The sequence below is a fragment of the Gardnerella greenwoodii 00703Dmash genome, assembly GCF_000263635.1.
Classification (GTDB): domain Bacteria; phylum Actinomycetota; class Actinomycetes; order Actinomycetales; family Bifidobacteriaceae; genus Bifidobacterium; species Bifidobacterium greenwoodii.
The window spans coordinates 27,960-52,912 of sequence record NZ_ADEV01000004.1 but is presented as its reverse complement, the minus strand read 5'-3'; the positions used below and the strand labels follow the sequence as shown (position 1 = coordinate 52,912).

The 24,953-nt window shown below is 42.8% G+C and carries 15 protein-coding genes and 3 tRNA genes; 14 read left to right on the top strand and 4 right to left on the bottom strand.

Annotated elements, in window-relative coordinates:
- The first annotated feature begins 75 nt into the window (after positions 1-75).
- On the top strand, positions 76-1,167 hold the full coding sequence (gene trpS / locus NG78_RS05155; protein WP_004133870.1) for a tryptophan--tRNA ligase: 1,092 nt from the start codon (positions 76-78) through the stop codon (positions 1,165-1,167).
- A gap of 100 nt (positions 1,168-1,267) precedes the next feature.
- Here trpS and NG78_RS05160 read toward each other — a convergent pair whose 3' ends face one another.
- Positions 1,268-3,028, bottom strand: a complete 1,761-nt coding sequence (locus NG78_RS05160; protein WP_004133868.1) for a threonine/serine exporter family protein — start codon at positions 3,026-3,028, stop codon at positions 1,268-1,270.
- 207 nt (positions 3,029-3,235) lie between these two features.
- On the opposite strand from NG78_RS05160, the gene NG78_RS05165 reads away from it, so the two are divergent.
- The 11 genes from NG78_RS05165 (at position 3,236) to NG78_RS05215 (ending at position 15,299) form a co-directional block, all read left to right on the top strand.
- A complete protein-coding gene (locus tag NG78_RS05165; protein ID WP_004133866.1) occupies positions 3,236-5,992 on the top strand; it encodes a phosphoenolpyruvate carboxylase in 2,757 nt (918 codons plus the stop codon).
- Positions 5,993-6,182: 190 nt separating this feature from the next.
- Positions 6,183-6,842: a carbonic anhydrase gene (locus NG78_RS05170; RefSeq protein WP_004133863.1), complete on the top strand. Its 660-nt coding sequence runs from the start codon at positions 6,183-6,185 to the stop codon at positions 6,840-6,842.
- Entirely contained in the window at positions 6,836-7,969 is a 1,134-nt protein-coding gene (locus NG78_RS05175) for a permease (protein WP_004133861.1), read from the top strand. The genes NG78_RS05170 and NG78_RS05175 overlap by 7 nt, the downstream gene beginning before the upstream one ends.
- The gene (locus NG78_RS05180) at positions 7,966-8,742 is read left to right on the top strand and encodes a TIGR03943 family putative permease subunit (RefSeq protein ID WP_004133859.1); all 777 of its coding nucleotides are present in this window, start codon (positions 7,966-7,968) and stop codon (positions 8,740-8,742) included. The genes NG78_RS05175 and NG78_RS05180 overlap by 4 nt, the downstream gene beginning before the upstream one ends.
- A gap of 56 nt (positions 8,743-8,798) precedes the next feature.
- Positions 8,799-10,094 (top strand): hemolysin family protein, encoded by a 1,296-nt coding sequence (locus NG78_RS05185; protein WP_004133857.1) that lies wholly within the window; start codon positions 8,799-8,801, stop codon positions 10,092-10,094.
- 55 nt (positions 10,095-10,149) lie between these two features.
- On the top strand, positions 10,150-10,629 hold the full coding sequence (locus NG78_RS05190; protein ID WP_004133855.1) for a Dps family protein: 480 nt from the start codon (positions 10,150-10,152) through the stop codon (positions 10,627-10,629).
- A 115-nt stretch (positions 10,630-10,744) separates the two neighbouring features.
- Positions 10,745-10,818 (top strand) — tRNA-Ile (locus tag NG78_RS05195).
- A gap of 27 nt (positions 10,819-10,845) precedes the next feature.
- Positions 10,846-10,918, top strand: a tRNA-Ala gene (locus NG78_RS05200).
- 270 nt (positions 10,919-11,188) lie between these two features.
- A complete protein-coding gene (locus tag NG78_RS05205; RefSeq protein WP_004133853.1) occupies positions 11,189-13,429 on the top strand; it encodes a heavy metal translocating P-type ATPase in 2,241 nt (746 codons plus the stop codon).
- A 160-nt stretch (positions 13,430-13,589) separates the two neighbouring features.
- Positions 13,590-15,089: an FAD-dependent oxidoreductase gene (locus NG78_RS05210; RefSeq protein WP_196218476.1), complete on the top strand. Its 1,500-nt coding sequence runs from the start codon at positions 13,590-13,592 to the stop codon at positions 15,087-15,089.
- A 139-nt stretch (positions 15,090-15,228) separates the two neighbouring features.
- Positions 15,229-15,299, top strand: a tRNA-Gly gene (locus NG78_RS05215).
- 18 nt (positions 15,300-15,317) lie between these two features.
- On the opposite strand, the gene NG78_RS05220 is transcribed toward NG78_RS05215, so the two are convergent.
- Positions 15,318-18,086, bottom strand: coding sequence for a Rib/alpha-like domain-containing protein (locus NG78_RS05220; RefSeq protein WP_004133849.1), 2,769 nt, complete (start codon positions 18,084-18,086; stop codon positions 15,318-15,320).
- 274 nt (positions 18,087-18,360) lie between these two features.
- Here NG78_RS05220 and ahpC point away from each other — a divergent pair, with 274 nt between their 5' ends.
- Both ahpC and ahpF read left to right on the top strand, forming a co-directional pair.
- Complete coding sequence (gene ahpC / locus NG78_RS05225; RefSeq protein WP_004133847.1) at positions 18,361-18,924, top strand: alkyl hydroperoxide reductase subunit C; 564 nt, start codon at positions 18,361-18,363, stop codon at positions 18,922-18,924.
- Positions 18,925-19,051: 127 nt separating this feature from the next.
- A complete protein-coding gene (gene ahpF, locus NG78_RS05230; protein ID WP_004133845.1) occupies positions 19,052-20,728 on the top strand; it encodes an alkyl hydroperoxide reductase subunit F in 1,677 nt (558 codons plus the stop codon).
- A gap of 250 nt (positions 20,729-20,978) precedes the next feature.
- Here ahpF and dcd read toward each other — a convergent pair whose 3' ends face one another.
- Both dcd and NG78_RS05240 read right to left on the bottom strand, forming a co-directional pair.
- On the bottom strand, positions 20,979-21,557 hold the full coding sequence (dcd, locus tag NG78_RS05235; RefSeq protein WP_004133843.1) for a dCTP deaminase: 579 nt from the start codon (positions 21,555-21,557) through the stop codon (positions 20,979-20,981).
- A gap of 134 nt (positions 21,558-21,691) precedes the next feature.
- The gene (locus tag NG78_RS05240; RefSeq protein WP_004133841.1) at positions 21,692-24,679 is read right to left on the bottom strand and encodes a cation-translocating P-type ATPase; all 2,988 of its coding nucleotides are present in this window, start codon (positions 24,677-24,679) and stop codon (positions 21,692-21,694) included.
- Positions 24,680-24,953 lie beyond the last annotated feature (274 nt).

The window sequence follows — 24,953 nt, the reverse complement described above, 5'->3', positions numbered from 1 at the left end:
TATATTGTCTGTGTAAACTTTTACCATAAAAGCCATATTTTAAGCGTAAAAATGCGTGTACGTAAGGAGCCAAAAATGCAGGAAGAAGCACAGGTAACAGCAGCAGGAAATGAGATGAGTGCAAGCTTTCTTGCAGCGCGTAAACGTTCGGATGCAACGCTTGAAAAACTAGAAAGTAATCCTTCTTCATTTACCATGCTTACAGGAGACCGTCCAACAGGACGCCTGCATTTAGGACACTATTTTGGTTCTATTCGTGAGCGTGTCGCAATGCAGAAGCGTGGTGTAAAAACCAATATTATTATTGCAGACTATCAGGTAATTACTGATCGTGACACAACCGAGCATATTGAAAACAATGTGCTGAATTTGGTACTTGATTACATGGCTGCAGGAATTGATCCAGAAAAAACAATGATTTTTACGCATTCTGCAGTTCCTGCCGCAAATCAGCTTATGCTTCCATTCTTATCTTTGGTTACAGAAGCGGAATTGCACAGGAATCCTACTGTAAAGTCAGAAATGGAATCTTCCGGCCACGCTTTAACCGGATTGCTTCTTACTTACCCAGTGCATCAAGCTTGCGATATTTTGTTCTGCAAAGCTAATGTTGTGCCGATTGGTAAAGATAATTTGCCTCATATTGAAATTACGCGCACAATTGCTCGACGATTTAACGAAAGATACGCAAAAAAGAATCCAGTGTTCCCAGAGCCGGCAGCAATTTTGTCTGACGCTCCAGAAATTCCAGGATTGGATGGTCGTAAGATGAGCAAATCTTATGGTAATTCAATCATGCTTGGAGCTACTGCCGAAGAAACAGCCAAACTAATTAAGAAGAGCCCGACTGATTCGGAAAGAATGATTACTTTTGATCCAGTTGCTCGCCCACAAGTTTCAGCGCTTCTTACTACTGCAGGTTTAGTAACAGGTAGGGATCCTAAAGATATTGCTGAAGAAATTGGCAACTCTGGAGCAGGTGCGTTGAAAGCTTACGTAATTGAAAACGTAAATAACTTCCTGGCTCCTCACCGTGAGCGTCGTGCAGAATTAGCAAAAGACATGGATGCTGTTCGAGACATTTTGCACGATGGCAATAAGCGTGCGAATGCTATTGCAGAAGAAACACTTTCCCAAGTGCGAGACGCTATGGGAATGAAGTACTAATTAAATTTCAATAAGTAAAGTAATAAAAAATAAAGCCGCTCGCAAGAAAACTTGTAAGCGGCTTTTTTTATTGAAAATTAATAGACTGAAATTTAGAACATCACACGTCGTAACGCCAGCTTTTATCGGTAATAACGCGAGCTACAGCAAGACCAATAGGCAAGCAAATAATTACCATAAAAGCGCGGAAAGTCCAATCTAACGCTGGAAGCGTGTGGAACTGTCCAAGATAAAACATTGCGCGATACATATAAAGTCCCGGAACCATAATCACAATAGATGGAACGGTAAGACCTATTCGCGGATACCCCAAATATTGAGGTGCAAATCCGTGGCGAACAATAGCTCTCCAAGCAGAAGCAAGTAAGCCTGCAAGTAAAGCGCCGCTAAACGCTGCAATTTCAGCAGCGATACCAAAATCCGTCATAGTTAAGCGCAGAGTATCTGTAATAGCTCCAATAACTCCTGCAACTATGCACATGCGCTGTGGAGAATTAAAAAGCACGGAGAAGCCCCACACGCCAGCAAAAGCTGTAATAAGCCGCAGAACTGCATTAAGCCAAGGGTTTAATCCGAGCGGAGGGAAACCTTGAGGATTAAGCTGAACAATGCTTGCAACAGTCCAGCCTGCAAGAGTTCCCATTAAAATAATTGCAAGCGTATAGCACAGACGTTGAATTCCGGAAGGGAAATCTATTTTTGCAATATCCAATCCGCCTGTAATAAGCGGGAAGCCTGGAATAACAAACAATACAGAGCCTATGTATGCTGTTGTGTGATTTAGTGCGCTTGGGTCGAAGTAGCCAATAAGTCGCAATGAACCGATGCATGCTAGAGCGCCAATTGCAACAGCAACGAACGTGACCACAAATTGGTTAAGATGATGCATAAACATGCGGCGACGAATATAGTGGCCAATTCCAGCTCCAATAAAAGCGCCAATCATGTCGTAGATTCCGCCGCCAAGCAAAAATGCGAAGGATGCGCAAGCAACAGCAGAAGCAAGACCAGCAAACCACGGTTTATAAAGCGGCTTGCGATTTTTAATCAAATCAAGACGATCGTGTACTTCGCGAACTGTAAGAGGATGATTATTTTCATCTTCCTTATTGCTATTTTCTGTAATTTTTTGAACATGCGAAAAATGTTCAGCGTAAGCATTTTCTGGCTGTAAAGCGAAAATTCCTCGCGGCTTTTCTTTTTTGATTGCCTCTTGTAAAGCTTGTTTTTCCGCTATTTTTGCAGCATTTTCTTCCGACTGTTTAGCTGTTTGTACAATATCGCGCTCAACGTCGCTTTCTTGAAGAGTGTCAACTAATTCTTTAGAAACCGTAGCTTTTGAGTGGTAGAGGGAATCGTTTCCAAGTTTAACGTTAAACCAGTCGGCAAAATGCTCAAGAAGCCAAATTCGTTCAGTATTTACGCCAGTAGTTGGAAGGTCAACAACCTCTGTAATGCGCTCATGCTTATCTGTGCAAGTTGCTTCAATATCCGTGAGATTTACGTCTGCTCGAACGTGAACTCCCATCGGTTCGCCGATTCTGTGCATAAGCTCGCGAACACGGTAGCTTCCGGTTCCGGCTCCTAAACCTAGAGCACCAACGCGAATAATAATGCTTGATTTTGCAGCTATGCACGCTTCGGTAACAGGCTTATCCCAATCGCGCTCAACGTCGTCCATGTCGAGCGGAATAGCATGAGTATGAAAACGTCCAGAAGGTTTTCCTACTACGTGTCCTGTTGGAAGAATTTCCGGCTTGTTATCGCGACTGTTGTTGTAATTATTGTTGCAACTATCGCAATTATCGCTGCTTGTATTATTGCAAGTATTATTGTCTTCATTACTATCTACTGTGCTCACAATTTTTCAGTATACGCACCCCTGTTGCCTAGTAAATTTTTGCTAACAAAATACTATTTATGCTACGTCCGGTGGTAGTTTCAAAATTAACTTGGTATTTCGCTGTAAACAAGGCTGTGGGCTTGCAACTTTTGACCTAAATAACCGCGGAGGAGCCGCGGAAGTCAGATGACCAAGCAACCTTATTTGCTAGCGCAAGGAGGTCTGATGACAGAAGAAAATCAGCAGGTTACTCCAGCGGACGCAACTATTGTTACGTCTGGCTTAGGACGAAAAGGCCCAGAGGAGCGTGACCTTCCAGCATCGCTTAAGCAAGACATGGATTTGTGCTTGCATATTCTTCGCGATGTTCTTGGTGAATTTGATGAAAAATTATTGGCAGTATTTGACGATGTGCGTTTGAATGCTGTTGAAGCTAGTGCCGCGCATTTTGCGCAAATGGTAGATGCAAAAGTAACAGCAGACGATGGCTTGAGTAAGGCTGTTAGCAAGATCAACGGAATGAATTTGCATGATACTCAGCTTCTGGCACGCGCTTTCGCAACGTATTTCCATCTCGCTAATTTGTGCGAAGAGAATTATCGCGTTTCTGTACTTCATCAGCGTGAATGTGAAGTTGAGGATTCGTTGCCGGTTGATCCAGTTAACGAATTAACTTGCGCGTATCACAAATTATTAACGGAAATGAGTCCAGCTCAAGCTAAGGAATTGCTTGCAAAACTTGAGTTCCATCCTGTGTTTACTGCACACCCAACTGAAGCTCGTCGTAAGGCTGTGGCTGGAAAGATTCGCAGAATTTCGCAATTATTAAGCGAACATCATCGTTTAGGCGGATCTGACAAGCGAGAAAATTATCGTCGTCTCTATAACGAAATTGATGCGCTTCTTCGCACTTCGCCTATTGCTTTAAAGAAGCCAACTCCAGTTGAAGAAGCTGACACTATTCTTGACATTTTCGACGCTACATTATTTGACACTATTCCAGTTGTGTATCGTCGTTTTGACGATTGGCTGCTTGGCAATAAGGCAGGTCTTGTGCCGCCTCGCTGCCCTGCTTTCTTCCACCCAGGAAGCTGGATTGGTTCGGATCGAGACGGCAACCCGAATGTGACTGCTAAAGTAAGCCGTCAGGTTGCTCGAAAGTTTAGCGATCATGTGCTTGCGGCTTTGGAAAATCGCACGCGCGAAGTTGGCAAATGCTTAACTATGGAAACTCGCACAACTCCTCCAAGCGTGGAGCTGCTCGAGTTGTGGAATCGTCAGCGCGAAATGAGCGAACAGCTTACAGAAAACGCTTCAGATGTTTCTAATAATGAGCCGCATCGTGCTGTAATGCTTGTAATGGCTGACCGTTTGCATCGCACTATTAGCCGCGATACTGACTTAATGTATCATTCTTGCGAAGATTTTATTGAAGATTTGCAAATTGTGCAGCGTTCTTTGGCAGAAGGTGGAGATCCTCGAGCAGCTTATGGTCCTTTGCAGGATTTGATTTGGCAGGCTCAAACCTTTGGATTCCACATGGTTGAGATGGAATTCCGCCAGCATTCTCTCGTGCATTCTCGCGCTTTGGAAGATATTCGCGAACACGGATTGCACGGAGAGCGCGGACCGCTTCAGCCAATGACTCGAGAAGTGCTCGACACCTTCCGCGCTTTGGGAGCAATCCAAAAGCGCAACGGCATGCGTGCTGCTCGACGCTACATTATTTCCTTCGCAAAATCTGCTCAGCATGTGCGTGACGTATTTGAGCTAAATCGTCTTTCTTTTGCTCACCCACAGGATGCGCCAACAATCGACGTTATTCCACTGTTTGAGCAGTTGGAAGATTTGCAGAACTCAGTAAACGTGCTTGAGGAGATTATTAAAATTCCTGAAGTGCAGGCTCGTCTTAAGGCTACTGGCCGCAAGATGGAAGTTATGCTCGGCTACTCGGATTCTTCCAAGGACGCTGGCCCTACTTCCGCAACGCTTGCTTTGCACTCTGCTCAGGAGCGTATTGCTCAGTGGGCTAAGAAGCATGATATTGATTTGACACTATTCCATGGCCGCGGTGGCGCTGTTGGTCGAGGTGGCGGTCCTGCAAACCGTGCAGTGCTTGCTCAGCCTGTTGGGTCCGTCAACTGCCGATTTAAGCTTACTGAACAAGGTGAGGTTATTTTTGCGCGTTACGGAAATCCAGTTTTGGCTATTCGCCACGTCGAATCCGTTGCTTCCGCAACTTTGCTGCAATCTTCGCCAAGTGTTGAAAAAACTAACACTGATATGACGAAGAAGTACGCGGATATGGCTGCAAAACTTGACGTTGCAGCTCACGAGCGATTCCTTGATTTGCTGCAAACGGATGACTTTACTCCATGGTTCTCTACAGTTACGCCGCTTAGTGAAATCGGTTTGCTGCCAATCGGCTCTCGCCCAGCTAAGCGCGGTTTGGGTGCTAAGTCTTTGGACGATTTGCGCACAATTCCGTGGGTGTTCTCCTGGGCTCAGGCTCGAATCAATTTGGCAGCATGGTACGGTTTGGGTACAGCTTGCGAAAAGTTTGGCGACTTGGAAACTTTGCGCAGAGCTTACGAAGAGTGGCCACTGTTTAGTACGTTTATTGACAATATTGAGATGTCTTTGGCTAAGACGGATGAGCGTATTGCTCGCATGTACTTAAGCCTTGGAGATCGCGAAGATTTGAGCGATAAAGTACTTTCGGAAATGCAGCTTACTCGCAAGTGGGTTTTGCAAATAGTCGACGACAAGTGGCCTTTGCAGCATCGTCACGTGCTCGGCCAGGCTATTCGCGTGCGCTCTCCTTACGTGGACGCGCTTTCTGTAATCCAATCTCTTGCATTGCACAAGCTTCGTAACAAGGTAGATAAAGAAGAGCTTAGCGAAAGCCAGCAGGCAGAGTTCATCTACCTTATTCTTTGCACTGTTTCCGGTGTTGCTGCAGGCTTGCAAAATACTGGATGATATTTAATAAATTACTAAATCAAGAAGGCTCTCGTATTTGCGAATTGCAATACGGGAGCTTTTTTAATAACAGGCTTATACTCTTAAACAAAATTCTTATTTACTATGAAAGATACAATATACTCTAAGTCAAAAAATTTTAGACTTTAAGCAACTAAAAATATTGCCAATGCCAATGTAGGAGGTAATAATGCAAGACGCAATCAGCGAAGATTTTGCTAATGAAGATTCAGTTTTAGCTACATCGGTATTAAGTGCAATGCTTGCAGGGAATCGCAAATTTGCAGAAGGCAATTCGGCGCATGCAGGCGTAAATTCACAAGCGCGCATGAAACTTATTGATGGTCAACATCCTGGAGCTGTTGTGCTTTCGTGCGCAGATTCTAGAGTTGCTCCAGAATTTATATTCGACGCTGGTTTGGGAGATATTTTTTCTGTGCGCACAGCTGGAGAAGTGTTGGATGATGCTGTGATTGCTTCGCTAGAATACGCTGTAAGCGATTTGGGAGTAAAAGTGTTGCTTGTGCTTGGTCATGAGCATTGCGGTGCTGTACAAGCCGTTTTGCCGAATGTGCAAAAGCTGGTTTCTAAATACGGCGAAGATGAAACAAGCGAAATAATTGAGTCTAGCGAGTCAATATTGCTGTGTTCTTTAGGACCTGCTGCTCTCGCAGGTGTTGAAGAAGATTTAGATACGAATGATATTGAGCGTATTCACGTATCTAATATCTTGGCTGAGATTTGCGATAAATCACAAATAATTCGCGAAGCTGTTTTTAACGACGCTTTAATGCTTGTTGGAGCAAGATACCGCATGAGTGATGGCTTGGTGGAAGTGTTGTCATGCTAAAACCAGGAGAAGCAGAAAAAGCAGTGAAGGTAGTAAAGCAGGCAAAACCAGCAAATTCTGCAAATTATCTTTTTTTGATCGCAGGAGTGCCTTTTGCGGCTCTTATTATTGCCATGGCCCCTGCTTTGCAATTGCGCTACCCTTGGCTTCTTATTGACACCACTGTTCGAGGTGTTGCTGGCTTACTTTTGCAAGCAATCCCCTTCACTCTTATTGGTGTTCTTGTTTCTGCTGCTGTGGAAACTTGGGTAACGGCTGATTTTATTGAAAAACATGCTCCAAAATCTACTGCAAACGGTTTTTTAGCTGCCATAATTGCTGGAGTATGTGTGCCTGTATGCGACTGTGTGGTTGTGCCAACATTTTCTAGACTGGTTGCAAGAAAATTGCCGCTTCCTTGCGCAATAACTTTCCTTTGTGCTGTTCCTGTTGTAAATCCTGTGTCTGTTTTAGCGACTTGGTACGCTTTTGCTGATGCGCCTGCTGTAGCCGTTATGCGCGTTGCTTTAGGAGTTGGTATTGCATTATTAGTTGGATTAAGTTTTGCAATATTTCCGCCAAAATCATCTGTTTTGCGTAACGAAAATTTATTAAAAAATAATCTTGAATCAAAATGTTCTTGTGAACTAAATTGTGGTTGCAATCATGAAGAAAATCAAAATTCTTCAGAACAGTTAAAGACACAAAATCGCACAAAATCAAGTATTTGCGCTCAAATAAAGCTGTACATAAAGCATATTCATGAAGATTTTTTGAAACTTTTACCAATTATTGTGTGCGGAACTATTGTTGCTTCTGTTATACGAGCTTGGTTAGGGGCGGATCCTGCTTCCAGAATACAAGCTAACAATATTTGGATTGCAATACCTGCAATGATGGCTATTGCCTATTTCAGCTCGTTGTGCTCAAGTTCGGATGCTGTAATTGCTAGAAGTTTAGCTGCTTCTTTACCAATGTCTTCCGTTTTAGTATTTTTGCTATTCGGACCAATGTTAGATTTAAAAAATACTCTTATGCTTATTTCTGATTGCCGCGGCAAATTCGTATTGCGCTTAACGCTATCAATTGCAGGAGTTTGCCTTCTAGCTTCACTGTTTTCTAACTGGGCTTGGGGGTTCATGCTATGAAAAATACAAGTTCTGTTAGTGAAGAAAATAAAAAGCGTAATCGTATTACTTTTGCAAAAATATTAGAATCTTTCGTGCTTCTATGTTTAGCAGCGGTTATTGCCACAGTAACTTTAAGCGGACAGTACACGCTTTTTACCACTCCTCGAGCGTTCGCATATTTGATAATTGCAGCCGTTCTGCTTTTAGTTTTAGCATTTTGTGCTGCATTGGGATGGTTTGATGTTTCTGCACGAGATTCTTGGAAAATGCTAGTTTCTTTAGCACTTCCTGCTCTGCTAATTATTATTCCGCTGCAGTCGTCGCAAAGATTTAGCGCTGGCGGTTTCGACCGTTACGCAGGAGGCAGGGCTATTGCTATTCGAAGCCACAATTCGAAACTTTCTGGGTTGAGTGAAAAATCTCGTGAAATAAAAGTAAAAAACGATGATTTCGGCTTATGGTATGACGAAATCGACCATAATATTTCAAAATATGAAGGCTACACGATTACGATCACAGGTTTCGTAAGTCGTGATACTACTTTGGGAGCAAATCAGTTTCGCCTATCTCGTCAACTTATGTCTTGCTGCATTCTAGATATGTCTCCTTTTGGTTTAGTTGTAAACTATAAAAACGCCAACAAACTCCGCGAACATGAGTGGGTTATGCTTCGCGCCCGCGTTTCTAGGGGGAGCATAGGAGTTAAAGGATACCAACGTTCCGGGGTTGTACTAAAAGTTATATCGTTAAAATCTGCTAAAGCGCCAACTGGATATTTTTACCGTCCGTAATAATTTTCTATTAAAGAATTGTTGATATCGCATAGAAGTAAACTAAGATAACAAGTATGGCGATTGGTTTTAATATTCTGCTCATCATGATTTTCCTGCTATTCGGATCCGTGTTTGCGGCAACCGAATTAGCTTTAGTGAGCTTAAGAAGTTCGCAAATTGATCGCATGGAGCTTCAGGATGCTCGTGGGGCTAGAGTTGCGAAAATTGCGCGAGACCCTAACACTTTTCTATCTGCACTGCAAATTGGCGTAACGCTTTCTGGTTTTCTTTCTGCATCCTTCGGCGAATCTGCGTTAGCTCCTTACGTTGTGCCTGTTGTGTGCTCATGGGGTGTTTCTTCGCACGTTGCAGGCCCGCTTACAACTATTTTCTTAACACTTATTATTTCGTATTGTTCTATTGTAATTTCTGAATTAGTGCCGAAGCGTATTGCAATGCAGCGTTCTGAGCAGATTGCGCGAGCAGTTGTGCCGGCTGTGGATATTTTCTCGAAAATTTGCAAGCCTTTAATTTGGCTTATTGGAAAGAATACTAACGGTTTTGTGCGCTTGCTTGGATTTGATCCTAATGAAAAAGAAAGCGAAGTTTCTGACGAAGAATTGCGCGTGCTTGTTAACAGCAATAAGCGTTTAAGTCAGGATGAGCGCAATATTTTGGATGACGTGTTTGATGCTTCGGAAACAATTGTTGCTGAAGTGATGCGCCCGCGTGCTGACGTGGAATTTTTGGACGGCTCGTTAAGTCTTGAAGAAGCAGCTGCAAAAATTCGTGAGCTTCCGTATTCCAGATACCCTGTTATTGGCAAGGATTTTGACGACGTTATTGGTTTTGTGCATGTGCGCGATTTGTTGGATGTTAGAGATCCTAACGCAAAAACTGTTGCAGATGTAACTCGCGAAGGAATCAGTCTTCCTGGAACTTCCAAACTATTGCCAAGCCTAGAGCTACTTCGAAAGCGCGGAATCCATTTGGCTATTGTTATTGACGAATACGGTGGAACTGACGGCATTGTAACTCTTGAAGATATGACCGAGGAGCTTGTTGGAGATATTCGCGACGAGTACGATCTGCCTGAAGAATCTGAACAAAGTAATACGAATAAAACAACTGCTTTTGTAAATGGCGTTGCAAAAATTGATGGCGGTATGACTATTGAAGATTTTGCTGACATTACCGGCATTGAGCTTGAAGATGGCCCTTATGAAACGGTTGCAGGATACTTTTTGGCGCATACTGGTTCTATGGGAAGTGTTGGAGCGGTTTTGCATGATGCAGACGGCTACGATATGACAGTTACTGCGGTTGATGGTCGACGTATTGCAACTCTTGAAGTGCGTCGCCGCGCATAATTTAAGCCGTAGCAGTAGAATGTAATAGTAATAAAAAATCTAAGGAAGGATAAATATGGCCTTATTGCATATTTTGCCAGGTCTCGACGAAGCGGCCAGTGAAAAGGCTGTTGCTGTTTTGCAGAATCGTTTAAGCCACGAGCAGGAGGCTGCTTTAGTTCTTAAGCATGCTCATTGGAATGTTACTGGCCCAGATTTTATTGCAGTACATGAAATGCTTGATCCGCAGGTTGCTGAAGTTCTGGCGCAGGCGGATGAAACTGCTGAGCGAATTGCAACTTTGGGCGGCTCTCCACTTGGACGCGCAGACGATGTTGTTTCTGCTCGCACATGGAAGCGTTTTGCTTTAACTGGTCGCAAGTCAACTAAAGAATATTTGCAGGCTCTTATTGAGTATTACAACGATATGATTGCAGACGATCGCAAGGCTATTGCGGAGCTTGACAATCTTGACATTGTGAGCTCTAACATTATTCAGGATCACGTGCAGCAGCTGGAAAAGTTCCAGTGGTTTATGCGCAGCCATCTTGACTAATTGATTTTTGCATAAAAACCGCAACATGCCGTTTTCTTTTTTATGGCGTGTTGCGGTTTGACATTTTCTGTGGCTGTGCTACAGTAACTACTTGTATGTTTTAAGCATATAAGTTGGGCCCGTAGCTCAGGTGGTTAGAGCGCATCCCTGATAAGGATGAGGTCGGAGGTTCAAGTCCTCCCGGGCCCACGATAGAATGACATCATTCTTTCGAATGGGGCTATGGCGCAGCTGGTAGCGCATCTGCTTTGCAAGCAGAGGGTCAGGAGTTCGAGTCTCCTTAGCTCCACGAACAGGGTTCTGATTGATTTTTCAATCAGAACTTTTTGTTTATTAATTTATTTTTTGAGTTTGCTTTAGTTTTTATTGTTTAAGCTTGCGTTTATGAGAATGTTTCTCATCAATGCCTATTGGTACAATAATTACATATAAATAAACATAAGTATCTTTACGCCGTGTATTGAGTGCGCTGTTTAAGTTGCACTCAGTGGGTTAACAAGGCGTGAAATCGTGTGTTAAACGTCTTAAGCGGTTAACCTGATCAGCGTAAGGAAAGTGTATGCGTAAACTTTTAGCATATTGCCGTCGTGCACCTCAATTAACAGTCGTAATTCTTGCTTTCCCATTTATTGTGGCTTTTTACTCATGCAATTTGCCTATATTGGCTACTTTTAATGAGAAAATTTATAATCTTTCGCAACGAATTTTTGATTTCTTAAATCTTGATTTCGATATTTCAATAAGTATTAGTCTTGGCAAAACTATTATCGCTATTCTCGTTTTATATACCAGCCTTATTTCTTTGCGCAACATGATTAAAAATTTATTGCGCGGAACTTTAGGTATTGATTTGTTAGCTTTTGTTGCATTGCTTGCAACGCTTTTTATTGGTGAGTTTTGGGCAAGTTATTTGATTGTTGTAATGGTTTGGACGGGAGAGGCAATTGAAGATTTTGCGCATATGAAAGCCCAGCGCAATCTATCTCTTTTAGTAAGCGCAGCTCCAAAAACTGCTCACCTTATGACTTTGCCAGGCCTTGAGCATGGAATGAATAATGATCAAGCAAATGATGAATCCTACGAACCGCCATGTTTGAGTGAAAATCAGTGCAAGCCTAGCTCGTGTGTGCTGTGTCAGCATGCTGAATTTAGAAAAGTAGATGCCGCTAATTCTAAGCAATCTAATATTAGCGAGCAAAATTGCGACTATAAACACAATATGTGTCCATTTTTGCAAGCATCTACAGACGGCGAAATCTCCTCAAATTTGCAGCGTTACAAAACGGTTCCAGTTGATGAATTAAATATTGGAAATGTAATTATTGTGCTTCCTGGCGAAACTGTGCCAGTTGATGGCGAGCTGCTAAGTGGTTCTGCAATTTTAGACACAAGTGCTATTAACGGAGAATCCGTGCCCCGAGAAGTCTATGCGGGAGCTGCAGTGCTTTCAGGCTGTGTAAACGGTGGAGTTGTGCTTATTATGCGCGTAACAAAGCTGTCTAAAAACTCGCAGTATCAGAAAATCATGCAGCTTGTTGAGTCTGCTAGGTCTTCTAAAGCTGCAGTAGTTAGATTTGCAGACATGCTATCTGTGCCGTTTACAGTATTATCTTTTGCGATTGCAGGTCTTGCTTGGAGCTTTTCTGGCGACGCATTGCGATTTGCGCAAGTATTGGTTCTAGCAACCCCATGTCCTCTGCTTATTGCAGTTCCAGTTGCTTGCATGGCTGGAACTGGGCGTCTAGCAAAACTTGGAATTGTTGTTAAAAGTCAGGATGTTCTGGAGCAATTAAGCCGAGTAACAGACGTATTTTTTGACAAAACCGGCACATTGACGGTTAAACAGCCGCAAGTTGTAAACGTAGACGTAATCGATACTACGCAGAATGCTGATCGAATTGTGATGCTCGCAGGTGTTCTAGAAACTTATTCTCAGCACATACTTGCAGGTGGTATTGCGAAAGCGGGAGCAAGCTTGTGGGAAAACGCTCATCCATCGTCGGTTCCGCAGCTTCCTAGCGTTAGAGAGTACCCAGTAGTGCACAGTGTTAAGGAAACTGCAGGCCAGGGTATTCAGGGCGTTGTAGACGGCATTTTAGTGCGCGTAGGCAGACACAAGTACGTTACAGAGCAAGACGCGAATCAAACTATAGGCAAATCTCTTGCAGCAGACGAAATGGCAACCTACGTTTCCTTTGACGGAGTGCTGGTTGGAAGAATAGTATTAAAAGACGTGCCGCGCGATAATGCGAAATCAACTATTGCTTCGTTGCGTGCTTTGGGTGTTAGAACAATAGCAATGCTTACTGGTGACGGTTTACAAGCTGCAACAACCATTGGAAAAAGCGTTGGTATTGATTCTGTGCATGCAGATTTGCTTCCGCAAGATAAATTAGCGTATGTAAAGAAGCACAATTACAATGCGGCCAAAAATAAGAAAGATTCAACCGTAACCATGATGGTTGGAGATGGCGTAAACGATGCTCCTGTGCTTGCAGCTGCAGATATTGGTGTGGCTGTAACGGATGGCACAGATACGGCAGCATCTGAATGCGCTCAAGTAGTTATTATGAACAACAATATTGCGTCAGTTGCTAATGCTGTAAGCGTTGCGAAGCATACAAAACGAGTTATGATGCAGTCAGTTTTGCTCGGAATAGGTTTGGCTATTGTAAGCATGATTTTAGCTGCTTTTGGTTTTATTCCAGCTGTTATTGGAGCAATGATGCAGGAAATTATTGACGTTATTTCAATTACTTGGGCGTTAACTGCTTTGCGCTCGCGTGAAAAGATTAAATAAAGCGTTTTAATCTAAGCTTTTTAAGGTAAGCATTTTGTAAGACTTAGCAATGCGCTAGTCTAATTATGAAAGCACTTGAAGGAAATCTGTGCTTGAAGTCCGCGCATAATGCGCGCAAAAACGGCAAAAGTGCCGTATTGTATAGTTCAATATGGGGATAATAATGAAAAATAATTTAATAGAAAATGTTTCACAAGAAACGTCTCAGGCTTCTGAGATTTCTGAGGCGCATGCTCCTGAAGTTAGAATTGCAGTTATAGGAGCAGGCCCTGCAGGTGTTTATTCTTCTGATATTTTCTTGCGACAGCTTGCTAAACGTGGCGAAGAATTAGGTCTTGGCACAAGCGCTCGCATTGATCTTTTTGAAAAGTTGCCTGTGCCTTTCGGCTTAGTGCGTTACGGAGTAGCTCCTGACCATCCAAGTATTAAATTTATTGCTGACGCGCTTGAAAAAACGCTTGATAATCCAAATATTCATCTTTATGCAAATGTTGAATTTGGTAAAGATATTACTTTAGAAGATTTGTTGGCGCGCTACGATGCAGTGTTATTTGCTACAGGAGCTGTGGAGGATAGGCCATTGCGAGGGGTTCCGGGTGCTGATTTAGATGGAGTGTACGGAGCTGCAAAATTCGTAGAATGGTACGACGGATACCCAACTAGCAAGCGCACGTGGCCGCTTGAAGCCAAGGAAGTAGCTGTTATTGGTGGCGGAAACGTGGCAATGGATGTTGCTCGTGAGCTTTTGCGTGACCCTGATTATTTGCGCTCGCATACGGATATTCCAGACGACGTGTATGAAGGATTGCAAAAAAATCAAACTCAAACCTTGCATTTATTTATTCGACGTGGGGTTGCTCAAGCGAAATTCTCCGTGCAAGAATTGCGCGAAATGGAAAAATTGCAGGGCGTGCAAATAATTATTAACGAGGACGATTTTGAGCTAGACGATGAAACGATAGAAGTCGCTGGTAACGATAAGCTCACGCGTCAAATGGTTGAGGAACTTTTTGCGATTCGAGACATGGCAGAAGACATGGAAGATGGCGGAAACGTTGATTTTGAGGGCAATCCTGCCAATCGACGTTACGTTATTCATTTCAACTCGGCTCCTGTAGAAATTCTTGGCGAAGATGGGCGTGTGAAAGCAATACGAGTTGAGCGAACTGTAACGAGCGCTGATGGCACAATGTCTCGCACAGGTGAATTTGAAGATTACGCTGTGCAAGCCGTGTATCATGCGATTGGCTACCACCCTGCAGAAGTTGCAGGCATTGCTTACGACGAAAAGCGCACTCTGCTTGCAAATAATGACGGTAGAATCGTAACTTCTGCGGAAGGAAGTGATATTCGCGAACGTCTGTACGCTACTGGATGGGCTAAAAGAGGACCTGTTGGTTTAATTGGTTCTACTAAATCTGACGCTCTTCTTATTGTTGATCGCATGCTTGAAGATTTGGCAAAATCCGGGCTTATTGCAGAAGATCGTAACGAAAAATCCATAGATGAGCTGCTTAAATCTCGAGGCGTGAAAGCTATTGATTACGCCGGCTGGAAGCGAGTTGATGCGTATGAGCGTGAGGCTGGTGCTAAAGAGCAGCGTGCTCGAAAGAAAGTAGTATCATCTGCAGATCTTATAGCTATTGCCTTAGGTTGTTGATTTGCGGTGTTGCTTGCCGCAATCAAACAGCAAGCGCTCTTTTATGTAATTATTTAGCGCTAAGTAAGCATAAGTATTTGCATACTCAATAGCACATGCTAGTCTTAAAAAGTTGCATGCAATATTTTGTTTGCAACTTGCGGATGTAGTTCATCGGTAGAATGGAAGCTTCCCAAGCTTCAGAGGCGGGTTCGACTCCCGTCATCCGCTCTTCGACAAGTTCTTTTACTATTTAGTATTTAATTCGATTTGCTTTTTCACGCTTAAAACAACAACGAAGCTTGCAAATAGCGTTACTGCGATGCTAATAAGTACTGGAATTGTTTGGATTCCAGTATTCGCAAGAGGATGGCTGCTTGTGGCTGGCTTGCTCGCTTCTGGCTGCGCAATTACGTTTTTGTTCGCGCTAACAGTTTCTTCCGTGCTTGCGGTTGAAGTTAATTCATTTTCGCTAGTATTTTGCACATTTTGTGTGTTTTGTATTTGTGGAATACCAGTTTCACCTGTGGAAGAATTCTGTGAAGCGTCATCCCTCTTTACTAAAACCTTCGTCCAAGCAACTTGATTGCCATTTTCGTCGATAAGAACAATAGTGTGATTGCTGCTATATTCTTGTGGAATAACAGCGTCGAAAGATGGTTTTCCATCTGCACTGAAATGAACCGTTACGTATTCGGTTCCATCTTGTCCATTTAGAAGGCGAGGATTTGAATAAATGTACGCGTAGGCTTTTACTTGTTTTTCTTTATTAAGTTTGTTCAGAAAGTCTGCGCGAGCATTTAAAGTAACTGTAATTTTGTTACTTTTGCCTGCGTAAACAATGTTGTGTTCGCCTGCTTTTAGAGTGTTTGCAAGCTCGGTTTTAAGTTTATTAACACTTGCTGGAGCTGACGGTATTGTTGTAGTTCCCGCACTCTGATTGGTCTTGCTATGATTTGTAGGATTTTCAGGTTCAGCAGGATGATTGTTTTCATTATGCTGCGGGTTTGGAGTTGGGTTTGCAGGGTGCTCAGGCCGAGGTTGCGGTTGCGGCTGTGGCTGTGGCTGTGGCTGAGGGTGGTTCTCAGGCTGTGGCTGCGGAGTCGGTGGCGCAGGAGTTGGTGGTACAGGCGCTGGTGGCACTGGTGTTGGTGCTGGTGGTGCAGGTGTTGGTGCAGGCGGCACTGGTGGTGCAGGCGGCGCAGGTGTTGGCGCAGGCGTTGGTGTAACTGGAGTTGCTGGCGTTAGATTGGCCCAAGGAATGGTTTTCTTCGCTGGTTTTAATGGTGTTGCAGGAATAACTTTTACAACGTGAGCTTTAAGAATTACCTTCCGTTTTGCGCCACTCGCAAAAGTTACTTCTACTTTAAATGTTGCTTCACCAATGTTTGTTGTGTTTGGTTGTTCTACAACTTTTACTGTGCTATTTTCTGGTAAACCTTGCAAGTATGGCTTAAAGTCGAAATCTGCAGGGATTTTAGCGTCTTTTTTGACTTCTACTTTCTTATCTTTTACTACCGTAACGTTTGGAAGTTCCTCGATATTAGCCGATCGTTTATGAATAATTATTGGAACTATAATAGTTTTTGTTGAATCATCAGATAATACAAGTAATATTTTACCTTGATATTTCCCGCTTTTAGAAGTGTTAATAGAAGTTTCATCTGTAATATCTGTAATAGTAGATCCTTGCGGTCTATCAGATGCGTTAAGAAGATAATCTGTTACTTTTGGTAACTTATCGTTTTCAAAAATGTCTATGTTTTTAATTTTAGGCTCGAAAGATTGTTCGTCAGTTTTAATAACTGGTTCATTAACTAATCCGTCAAGTGCATCAATTTTGCGACCGGTTCCTTCAATTTTATTGCGTTCGCCAACTGTGAATCCTTTGAAATCATTCATTCTAGGCTCAAAGTAACTACGAGATCCGTGACCTTCTCCAGATCTTCCTATGCTTATTGCGCCGTTAAGGTTCCCTATTAGTCCTATTACATTATCATTATCAACTTTATAATGAACAGCATAACCTTCTTTTGTTAATTTATCGCCAAAATCAGATGTTTCCCAAAGCCATCTGTCGAATGGATTTCCTTTAATCTTTGGAGCGTTAAAAGTATAAGCCTTTGTAATCCATTGATAATTTTTTTGTTTAGCGTAAATTAAAGCACGTTGAGATAAATAACCTCCGAGAGAATGCCCTGTTATGTATAAATTAGTAGCAAGTTTTTCTCTATTGATTTTATCCATCACATTGTTTACATCTAGAGCTTGGCTTGGGTTTGATCCCATTGCTAGTTTAATGTCATTAGTAAAATCTCCGCCGCTTTCAGTTCCTCGGATTGCAAGAACTTGCACGCCGTTTTGCTCAATAAATGGGTACGCGGGATTCACATTTTCAAAAAGAACAGCATCAAATCCACTTCCAAAGTGGTAGGTTTCCTTGATTTTCCAATATGGCGCAAGCTCGTTATGCATAAGCTTATATTCGTTGCGATCTTTGTGAATTTTAGTGAGTGGTCTTGAGTAGTCAAGTACTTCTTTGACATACTCGTCTTTTCTATACGCAAGCTCCATAAAAAGCGCCATGTCGCGAGGGCTAATATCCCACCTGCGAGGATTTGTATCTGCTTTGTCATCTAAGCCATCGCCGTCGGTGTCCTTAATAAGCGGATGTGAATTATATCCGTAATATGTGCGCCCATTTTTTACGTAAGTGTAAAGCTCTTCGCTGTTCTTAAAACCGTCGCCGTCGCTATCTTGATCTGGGTCTAGCGCGGCTTTATGGTAAAGCAATGAATCAATCTGATTATTTTCCAAACGAATTCGACCGGTAGAAATGTCGTGAGCAGTTTGCGCAGTCAAAGGAGTGTGCGCTGGTTCGCTAGCAGTAGTGCTATTTTCAGTTGCTAATGCAGCTGTAGTTGTAGCTAATGGTAAACCAATAAAACTAGTAGAAAGTAATCCGAAAGCTACTATTATGCCGCTTATGGTTTTGAAAATACTAGCGTTGCTTTTCATGTTTGCGCTAATCCTTTATCTGTTTTAGTGCGTCATTCCAAGTACATTATACGGTATACGCGTATCTTGCTTAATAAATCAACATGAGTGCCTATAGTCTTATACGACTAAAAACAAGATTTTATACTATATATTCTGTTAAACAAGGCTGTTAAATACCATAATTAGTGATATAGAATACATTTTAACTATGGAAGCAGCACTATTTATTGCCTATAATCAGTATTGATAGTTTCGCTTAGAAAGCACAATTAAACATATTGAGGAGCATAATATGAGTTTAATGAACACGCATATTCTTCCATTTAAAGTAAATGGCTATAAGAATGGTGAATTTGTTGAAGTAAGCGATGCTGACGTACTCGGCAAGTGGGCTATTTTCTTCTTCTATCCGGCAGATTTCTCATTTGTTTGCCCAACTGAGTTGGAAGATCTTGCAAACCATTATGAAGAATTGCAAAAGCTGGGTGTTGAAGTTTACTCAGTTTCTACGGATACACATTTTGTACACAAAGCATGGCATGACGATTCTGAAGCAATTGCAAAAGTAAAGTACACTATGTTGGGCGATCCTTCCGGAGCGCTTTCTCGCAACTTTGATGCTTGGAATCAAGAATCAGGTTTAGCTCACCGCGCAACTTTCCTAGTTGACCCGCAAGGTATGATTCAATTCTTCGAAATGACAGCTGATGGTATTGGCCGTAATGCCGACGAGCTGCTTCGTAAAGTTAAAGCAGCACAGTATATTGCAGCGCACCCAGGAGAAGTTTGCCCAGCAAAATGGGAGCAGGGTGAAGAAACCTTGGAACCTTCCATCGATTTAGTCGGCAAAATCTGATTTTTGCAATTAAATAATTAAATAATCTCTTAAAGAATTTTCGCAATGCGTAGGGGGCTACGTTCTTAGCTTCCTACGCATTTAGCTTATTTTTGATTGTGTCTAAAATTACCGAAGGAAGTAGATTATGTCTTTGTTGAATGCGTCATTAACTGCTCAGCTTTCAGAATTACTAAAAAAGATGGTATCTAAAATAGAAATCGTTTCTTACGTTGACAATTCTGAAACATCTCAAAAAGTTAGAGCATTGTTAGAAGAAGTATCTCAACAAAGCAACAAAATAAGCATTGTTGAAGTAAATAATAATGAAATAAACAATTCAAAGCGTAAGCCAAGCTTTGAATTGCGCAGAAAATTAGATAATCCAGTAAATGGAGAATCTACTGTATCGGTTAGTTTTGCAGGATTGCCTTTAGGACATGAATTTAGTTCTTTAATATTAGCGCTTCTACAAGTAAGCGGCTATGCGCCAAAAATTAGTGATGAGCAGCGCGAAGCAATACTTAAACTCGGTGCACACAATGTAACAACTTACATGTCGGTAACTTGCTTAAATTGCCCAGAAGTTGTGCAATCACTTAATACCATTTCTATTATCAACCCTAAAATTCAGCATACTTCAGTAGAAGGTAGCGCTTTCCGCGAAGAAGTGGACAAACTTGGCGTAATGAGCGTGCCAGCAGTATTTGAAAATGGCAAGCTTATTTCTTCCGGACGAGCGGGAATTGACGAACTTGTATCTGTTCTCGAAGCGCAAGAAAAATCTGTTGTTCAGGATGAGAATGGAAATAATGATAATAGTGTTTCTTCGGCAAATGTTGCGCTCGCAGAAAAAATGAATGCGCAAGACCCATACGATATTGTTCTTGTTGGCGGTGGCCCTGCTGCTTCTGCTGCCGCAATTTACACTGCTCGCAAAGGCTTGCGTACAGCTATGATTATGGATCATCGTGGCGGACAAGTTGTAGAAACTGAAAGTATTGAAAATCATATTTCACAAACTCATACGACTGGTTCTCAACTAGCGGCAGATTTAACTAAGCATATTTCGCAATACGATATTGACGTATTTACTCCTGATTGGGCAGATTCGCTTGATTTAGCTAAAGAAGCATACGGTTTGCATACGATTCATGCGCGTTCTGGCGGATCTTTGAAAGCGCGTGCAGTGCTTATTGCAACTGGTGCAACATGGCGTACGTTGGGCGTTCCTGGAGAAGATGAGTATCGTAACAAAGGAGTATCATTCTGCCCTCATTGCGACGGCCCGCTTTTTAAAGACAAGAATGTAGTAGTTGTTGGCGGAGGCAATTCTGGTGTTGAAGCTGCTATTGATTTAGCGGGAGTTGCGAAACACGTAACTGTGATTGAGTTTATGGATGCGCTTAAAGCAGATCAGGTATTGCTTAATACTTTGCATAAATTACCTAATACCGAAGTTATTACAAGTGCTGCTGTAAGCAGTGTTGAAGGCAATGGTAGTAAAGTTACTGCAATACGTTACACGGATCGCAATAAAGCAGACAATGATGAAAACCGAGAGCATATTGTTGAAACCGATGGAGTTTTTGTGCAAATTGGTTTAGCTCCAAATACTCGTTGGCTGGAAAATCAGCTGCCTCTTAATAAAAGAGGAGAAATTATTACGGATAGAGCAGGATGCACAGAAGTTCCTGGTATTTTTGCTGCTGGAGATTGTTCAGACGAACCGTATAAGCAGATTGTTACAGCGTATGGATCTGGCGCAAATGCTGCATTGTCTGCATTTGACTACATTATTCGTAGCCCGCAAAGCAGATCTTAACTTCTGCTGGCAGATAAGTAATTTATGTTGCGAAAAAAATTTAACCCCGGCGCCTGTGCGCCGGGGAAATAAAGGAGAGAAGAAAAGAATAAATTCTAGGTGCTTTGCACCTGTCGTTTTGTTCGATACTATTATAAAACCATACTATTCTGAGCAGTACAGTAATACAACCTGAAAATTCTCTGTGAATATTATATTTTTCTTCTGAATTTTTATGATTTTTGCCAAAAATCACGCCATAAAAGCATTGCTAACTTAAATCAGCACGGTAGAAATGCTCATATGAACGTGACGGAGTTGGACCGCGCTGACCTTGATAGTGCGAGCCGTTAACAGCTGAGCCATATGGATTTTCACACGGTGAGCTTAACTGGAAGAAGCACATTTGACCAATCTTCATTCCAGGCCAAAGCTTAACCGGCAAAGTACTCACGTTAGAAAGTTCCAAAGTAATGTGTCCCTCAAAACCCGGATCAATGAATCCGGCAGTGGAATGAGTCAAAATACCAAGGCGACCAAGTGAGCTTTTGCCTTCCAAACGCGCAGCAATAGTTGCGTCAAGCTTTACGTACTCCCAAGTGGCTCCTAGAGCAAACTCGCCAGGATGCAAAATCCAAGGCTCGCCTGGAGCAACTTCAAACTGCTCAGTAAGCTCACCCTGATTTTCTGCAGGATCAACATACGTGTAAGCATGATTGTTAAATAAGCGGAAGAACCGGTCAAGTCGCACGTCAATCGACGCAGGCTGTACCATTTCAGGGGTCCATGGGGTCAAATCAATATGACCCTCATCATGAGCTTTGAGAATGTCGTGATCAGACAACAGCATGACGTCAAATCTCCTTGCAATAAAGCTTATACATCAGTAACTTCATTGTTCGCACGAAATATTTACTGCTATTTTGCGCGAAAATTACAATACTGATAATTGTAGCGCGTGCCGCGGTCTGTGCTTGCTCGCTTTTAAGCAACCACAGTTAAAGCTTTTTGAGCCTTGTGCTTTGCAATGAAACGTAACACGCATTTTCTAAGCTCGGAAGCTATTAGTACAACCATTGAAAGGCCGAGGCATTCAAACCATTCATTTAAGCTCAAAGGAACAGTTCCAAATGGCTCGTTCAAGAATGGTATGTAAATTACTGCCAGCTGTAGAAGCACAGAAACTGCAATAGCGCCCCAAAGCCAACGATTTGCAAACAAACCTACAAATACGCTTTGAGAATCGGAACGAGAAGCTAGTGCGTTCAACATTTGCGCAAACACAAGAATTGTGAAGCCCATTGTGCGAGCGTGCGTCATTTGTGCAGCGTGGCTCATAATGCCAACAGAACGGTCAGTAAATAAGCCTCCTGCCAAATGCATATCCATTCCAAGTAACGTAATAGCAGCCATAATGATGCCGATAAATACAATATCTCCCCACATTCGTCGGTCAATAACGCTATCGGTAAGTTTTCGAGGCTTTCTATCCATTACGTCGTCAGTTTGAGGATCAACTCCCATAGCAAGGGCAGGAGCGGCATCCGTAAGCAAATTAATCCACAAAAGCTGAGTTGCAAGAAGTGGAAGCGTAACGCCTACGGAATTAGGCTGCGTGATGCCGAGAGCTCCAGCGAAAACAACACCACCGAAAACGGTGCAAACTTCACCAACATTGGAGCTGAGCAGGTAGCGCAAGAATTTACGAATATTGTCGAAAATTCCTCTACCTTCGCGCACAGCCGCAACAATAGTCGAGAAGTTATCGTCTGCAAGAATCATCTTGGCAGATTCTTTTGTAACTTCAGTGCCAGTAATGCCCATAGCAACACCAATATCGGCAGACTTTACGGCTGGAGCATCGTTTACGCCGTCACCAGTCATAGCAACAATGTTTCCTTGACGCTGCAATGAAGAAACAATAGCAAGCTTGTGCTCAGGAGCAACTCGCGCGTAAACGCTGGTTTTGTTTATTGCTTCATCAAAAGCAATATTGTCATCGTCTAGAGAAAGAAGCTCGTCAAGATCGTCTCCAGTAAGCGCGCGCTCGTCTTTGCCAACAATGCCAAGATCTCTAGCAATACGAGTTGCTGTAAGAGGATGGTCGCCAGTAATCATAACAGTGCGAATTCCAGCACGGTGAGCTTGAGCAACGCTATCTCGAACTTCAATGCGAGGCGGATCAATAATTCCAACCATGCCGTTCCAAATTAAATCAGATTCCAAGACGTCGCTCTGCTCAGCAACGTCAGCGATCTGGCCGGCAGCGTTAGAAACCATGCCGTCAACTTTCGTCAAACTATCAACGCCAAGCGGACGGTACGCCATGCCAAGAGTTCGGTAAGCTTCCCCAGAAAGGCGCTCGACAGTAGCCAAAATATCTTCGCGATCGCCATCAGTAAGTGGACGTACAGCGCCAGCTACTGCAATTCGAGTGCAGTAAGAAAGAAGCACATCAGGAGCACCTTTAGCGCAAACAATAAGATTTCCAGAATCTGAACCATCTTTTACTACTACAGACATGCGTTTGCGCTCAGAAGTAAACGGAACTTCAGCAACACGAGTTAAGTGAGCGTAACGCTTATCTGCCTTTGTTTTACGCGATGCAACAACAATAGAAACTTCTGTAGGGTCTCCAACTGGCTGCCAGCTTTTAGTAGATTCGTCGTAATGAAGATCTCCATCGTTAGCCAAATAGCCGGAACCTAAAGCTCCTAACACTTCCGTTGCAAGATTTTGAGGAACAGCAAGATCTGCATCTGCAGAATCAAGAAGAACCATTCGGCCTTCCGGTTTGTAGCCGCTACCAGTGAGCTGAACTTCGCCGCTCGGCGTCACTACGCGCTCAACGGTCATTTCGTTACGAGTTAATGTGCCTGTTTTATCGGAACAAATAACAGAAGCGGAACCAAGCGTTTCTACAGAAGAAAGCTTTTTCACAACCGCATGATGCTTAACCATGCGCTGCACGCCAAGAGCAAGCACAACAGTCAAAATAGCAGCTAAGCCTTCTGGAACTGCAGCAACAGCAAGAGAAACGGAAAGAAGAAGTGAATCAATAATATCCTGAATACTATGGAAGCCTTCTAGCAGCCACATTGATGCAAGAACAATAGCTGCAATAATGCACACCGCAATACCAAGAACCTTAGAAACTCGCACCATTTCACGCTCAAGAGGAGTGGATTCTTCGTCCGACTTGGAAAGCATATCCGCAATTTTTCCAACCTGCGTGCTCATGCCGGTTGAAGTTACAATAGCGCGACCAGTTCCTTGAGTTACAGCAGTGCCGTTGAAAACCATGTTTGTGCGGTCGCCCAAAGCTTTTGCGGATTGCAAAGTATCGGGGCGCTTGCTTACAGCAACCGATTCGCCAGTAAGACTTGCTTCGGCAACACGCAAAGATGCTGCAGCAATTAAACGACCGTCCGCAGAAACAGCATCGCCCTCGCCAAGAACAAGAATATCGCCAGGAACTACCTCGGTAGTATCGATGCGTATAACGCGCCCATCTCGCAAAACCGAAGTTTGAGGCGCGCTCATTCTAGCTAAAGCCTCAACCGCTTCCTCCGCGCGCGACTCTTGAATAAATCCAAGAACAGCATTTGCAATCAAAATTATGATAATAACAATGGAATCAAACGGTAGAATTTCTCCGCCGCTGTTACCTTTATGCTGCGCTCTCTCCACGAACCAAGCAATTGCAGAAATAATAGTAGCTGCAATCAGCAAGTAAACAAGTGGATCTTTGAACTGTTCAAGGAATCGCTTCCATGCAGGCGTTTTTTCGGATGCAGCAAGCGCGTTCGGACCGAATTGTGCAAGTCGTTTAGATGCTTCTTCGGAACTTAAGCCGCAAGTTACGTCTACGTTTAAAGCTTGTGACACTTGTTGAACGTTTTGCAATGAAGGATCCTGATTATTGGCATCAGAGGCCTTGCGTTTGGATTGATCAAGAGCGTGATCAACCATGTTTTCCCCCTTGGGAGCGCCGCGGAGTAGTCAATAATCGCAACGCGAACGCTATTTTGTACGTTCAGCACTGTAACTATTGCGCGGTTGTGGAATATTGCGTCACTTTTAAAAAGCAGTTATTCGCACTTTTCTAAAAGCTTCCTGCAATAAATAAGTACCGTTCTATTATGTCATATAACGCGCCAATAAGTGCGCGAACCTAAAAAGAAGTATGTAAAATTAATAAAATTTATTGATATTTATTAAAAGTTAATGCTGCTTATTGCAAACT

What these genes read in the sequence shown, in the direction of transcription:
- trpS (WP_004133870.1), top strand. Translation starts at nt 76, where the DNA reads ATGCAGGAAGAAGCACAGGTAACAGCAGCAGGAAATGAGATGAGTGCA.
- NG78_RS05165 (WP_004133866.1), top strand. Translation starts at nt 3,236, where the DNA reads ATGACAGAAGAAAATCAGCAGGTTACTCCAGCGGACGCAACTATTGTT.
- NG78_RS05170 (WP_004133863.1), top strand. Translation starts at nt 6,183, where the DNA reads ATGCAAGACGCAATCAGCGAAGATTTTGCTAATGAAGATTCAGTTTTA.
- NG78_RS05175 (WP_004133861.1), top strand. Translation starts at nt 6,836, where the DNA reads ATGCTAAAACCAGGAGAAGCAGAAAAAGCAGTGAAGGTAGTAAAGCAG.
- NG78_RS05180 (WP_004133859.1), top strand. Translation starts at nt 7,966, where the DNA reads ATGAAAAATACAAGTTCTGTTAGTGAAGAAAATAAAAAGCGTAATCGT.
- NG78_RS05185 (WP_004133857.1), top strand. Translation starts at nt 8,799, where the DNA reads ATGGCGATTGGTTTTAATATTCTGCTCATCATGATTTTCCTGCTATTC.
- NG78_RS05190 (WP_004133855.1), top strand. Translation starts at nt 10,150, where the DNA reads ATGGCCTTATTGCATATTTTGCCAGGTCTCGACGAAGCGGCCAGTGAA.
- NG78_RS05205 (WP_004133853.1), top strand. Translation starts at nt 11,189, where the DNA reads ATGCGTAAACTTTTAGCATATTGCCGTCGTGCACCTCAATTAACAGTC.
- NG78_RS05220 (WP_004133849.1), bottom strand. Translation starts at nt 18,086, where the DNA reads ATGAAAAGCAACGCTAGTATTTTCAAAACCATAAGCGGCATAATAGTA.
- ahpC (WP_004133847.1), top strand. Translation starts at nt 18,361, where the DNA reads ATGAGTTTAATGAACACGCATATTCTTCCATTTAAAGTAAATGGCTAT.
- ahpF (WP_004133845.1), top strand. Translation starts at nt 19,052, where the DNA reads ATGTCTTTGTTGAATGCGTCATTAACTGCTCAGCTTTCAGAATTACTA.
- dcd (WP_004133843.1), bottom strand. Translation starts at nt 21,557, where the DNA reads ATGCTGTTGTCTGATCACGACATTCTCAAAGCTCATGATGAGGGTCAT.
- NG78_RS05240 (WP_004133841.1), bottom strand. Translation starts at nt 24,679, where the DNA reads ATGGTTGATCACGCTCTTGATCAATCCAAACGCAAGGCCTCTGATGCC.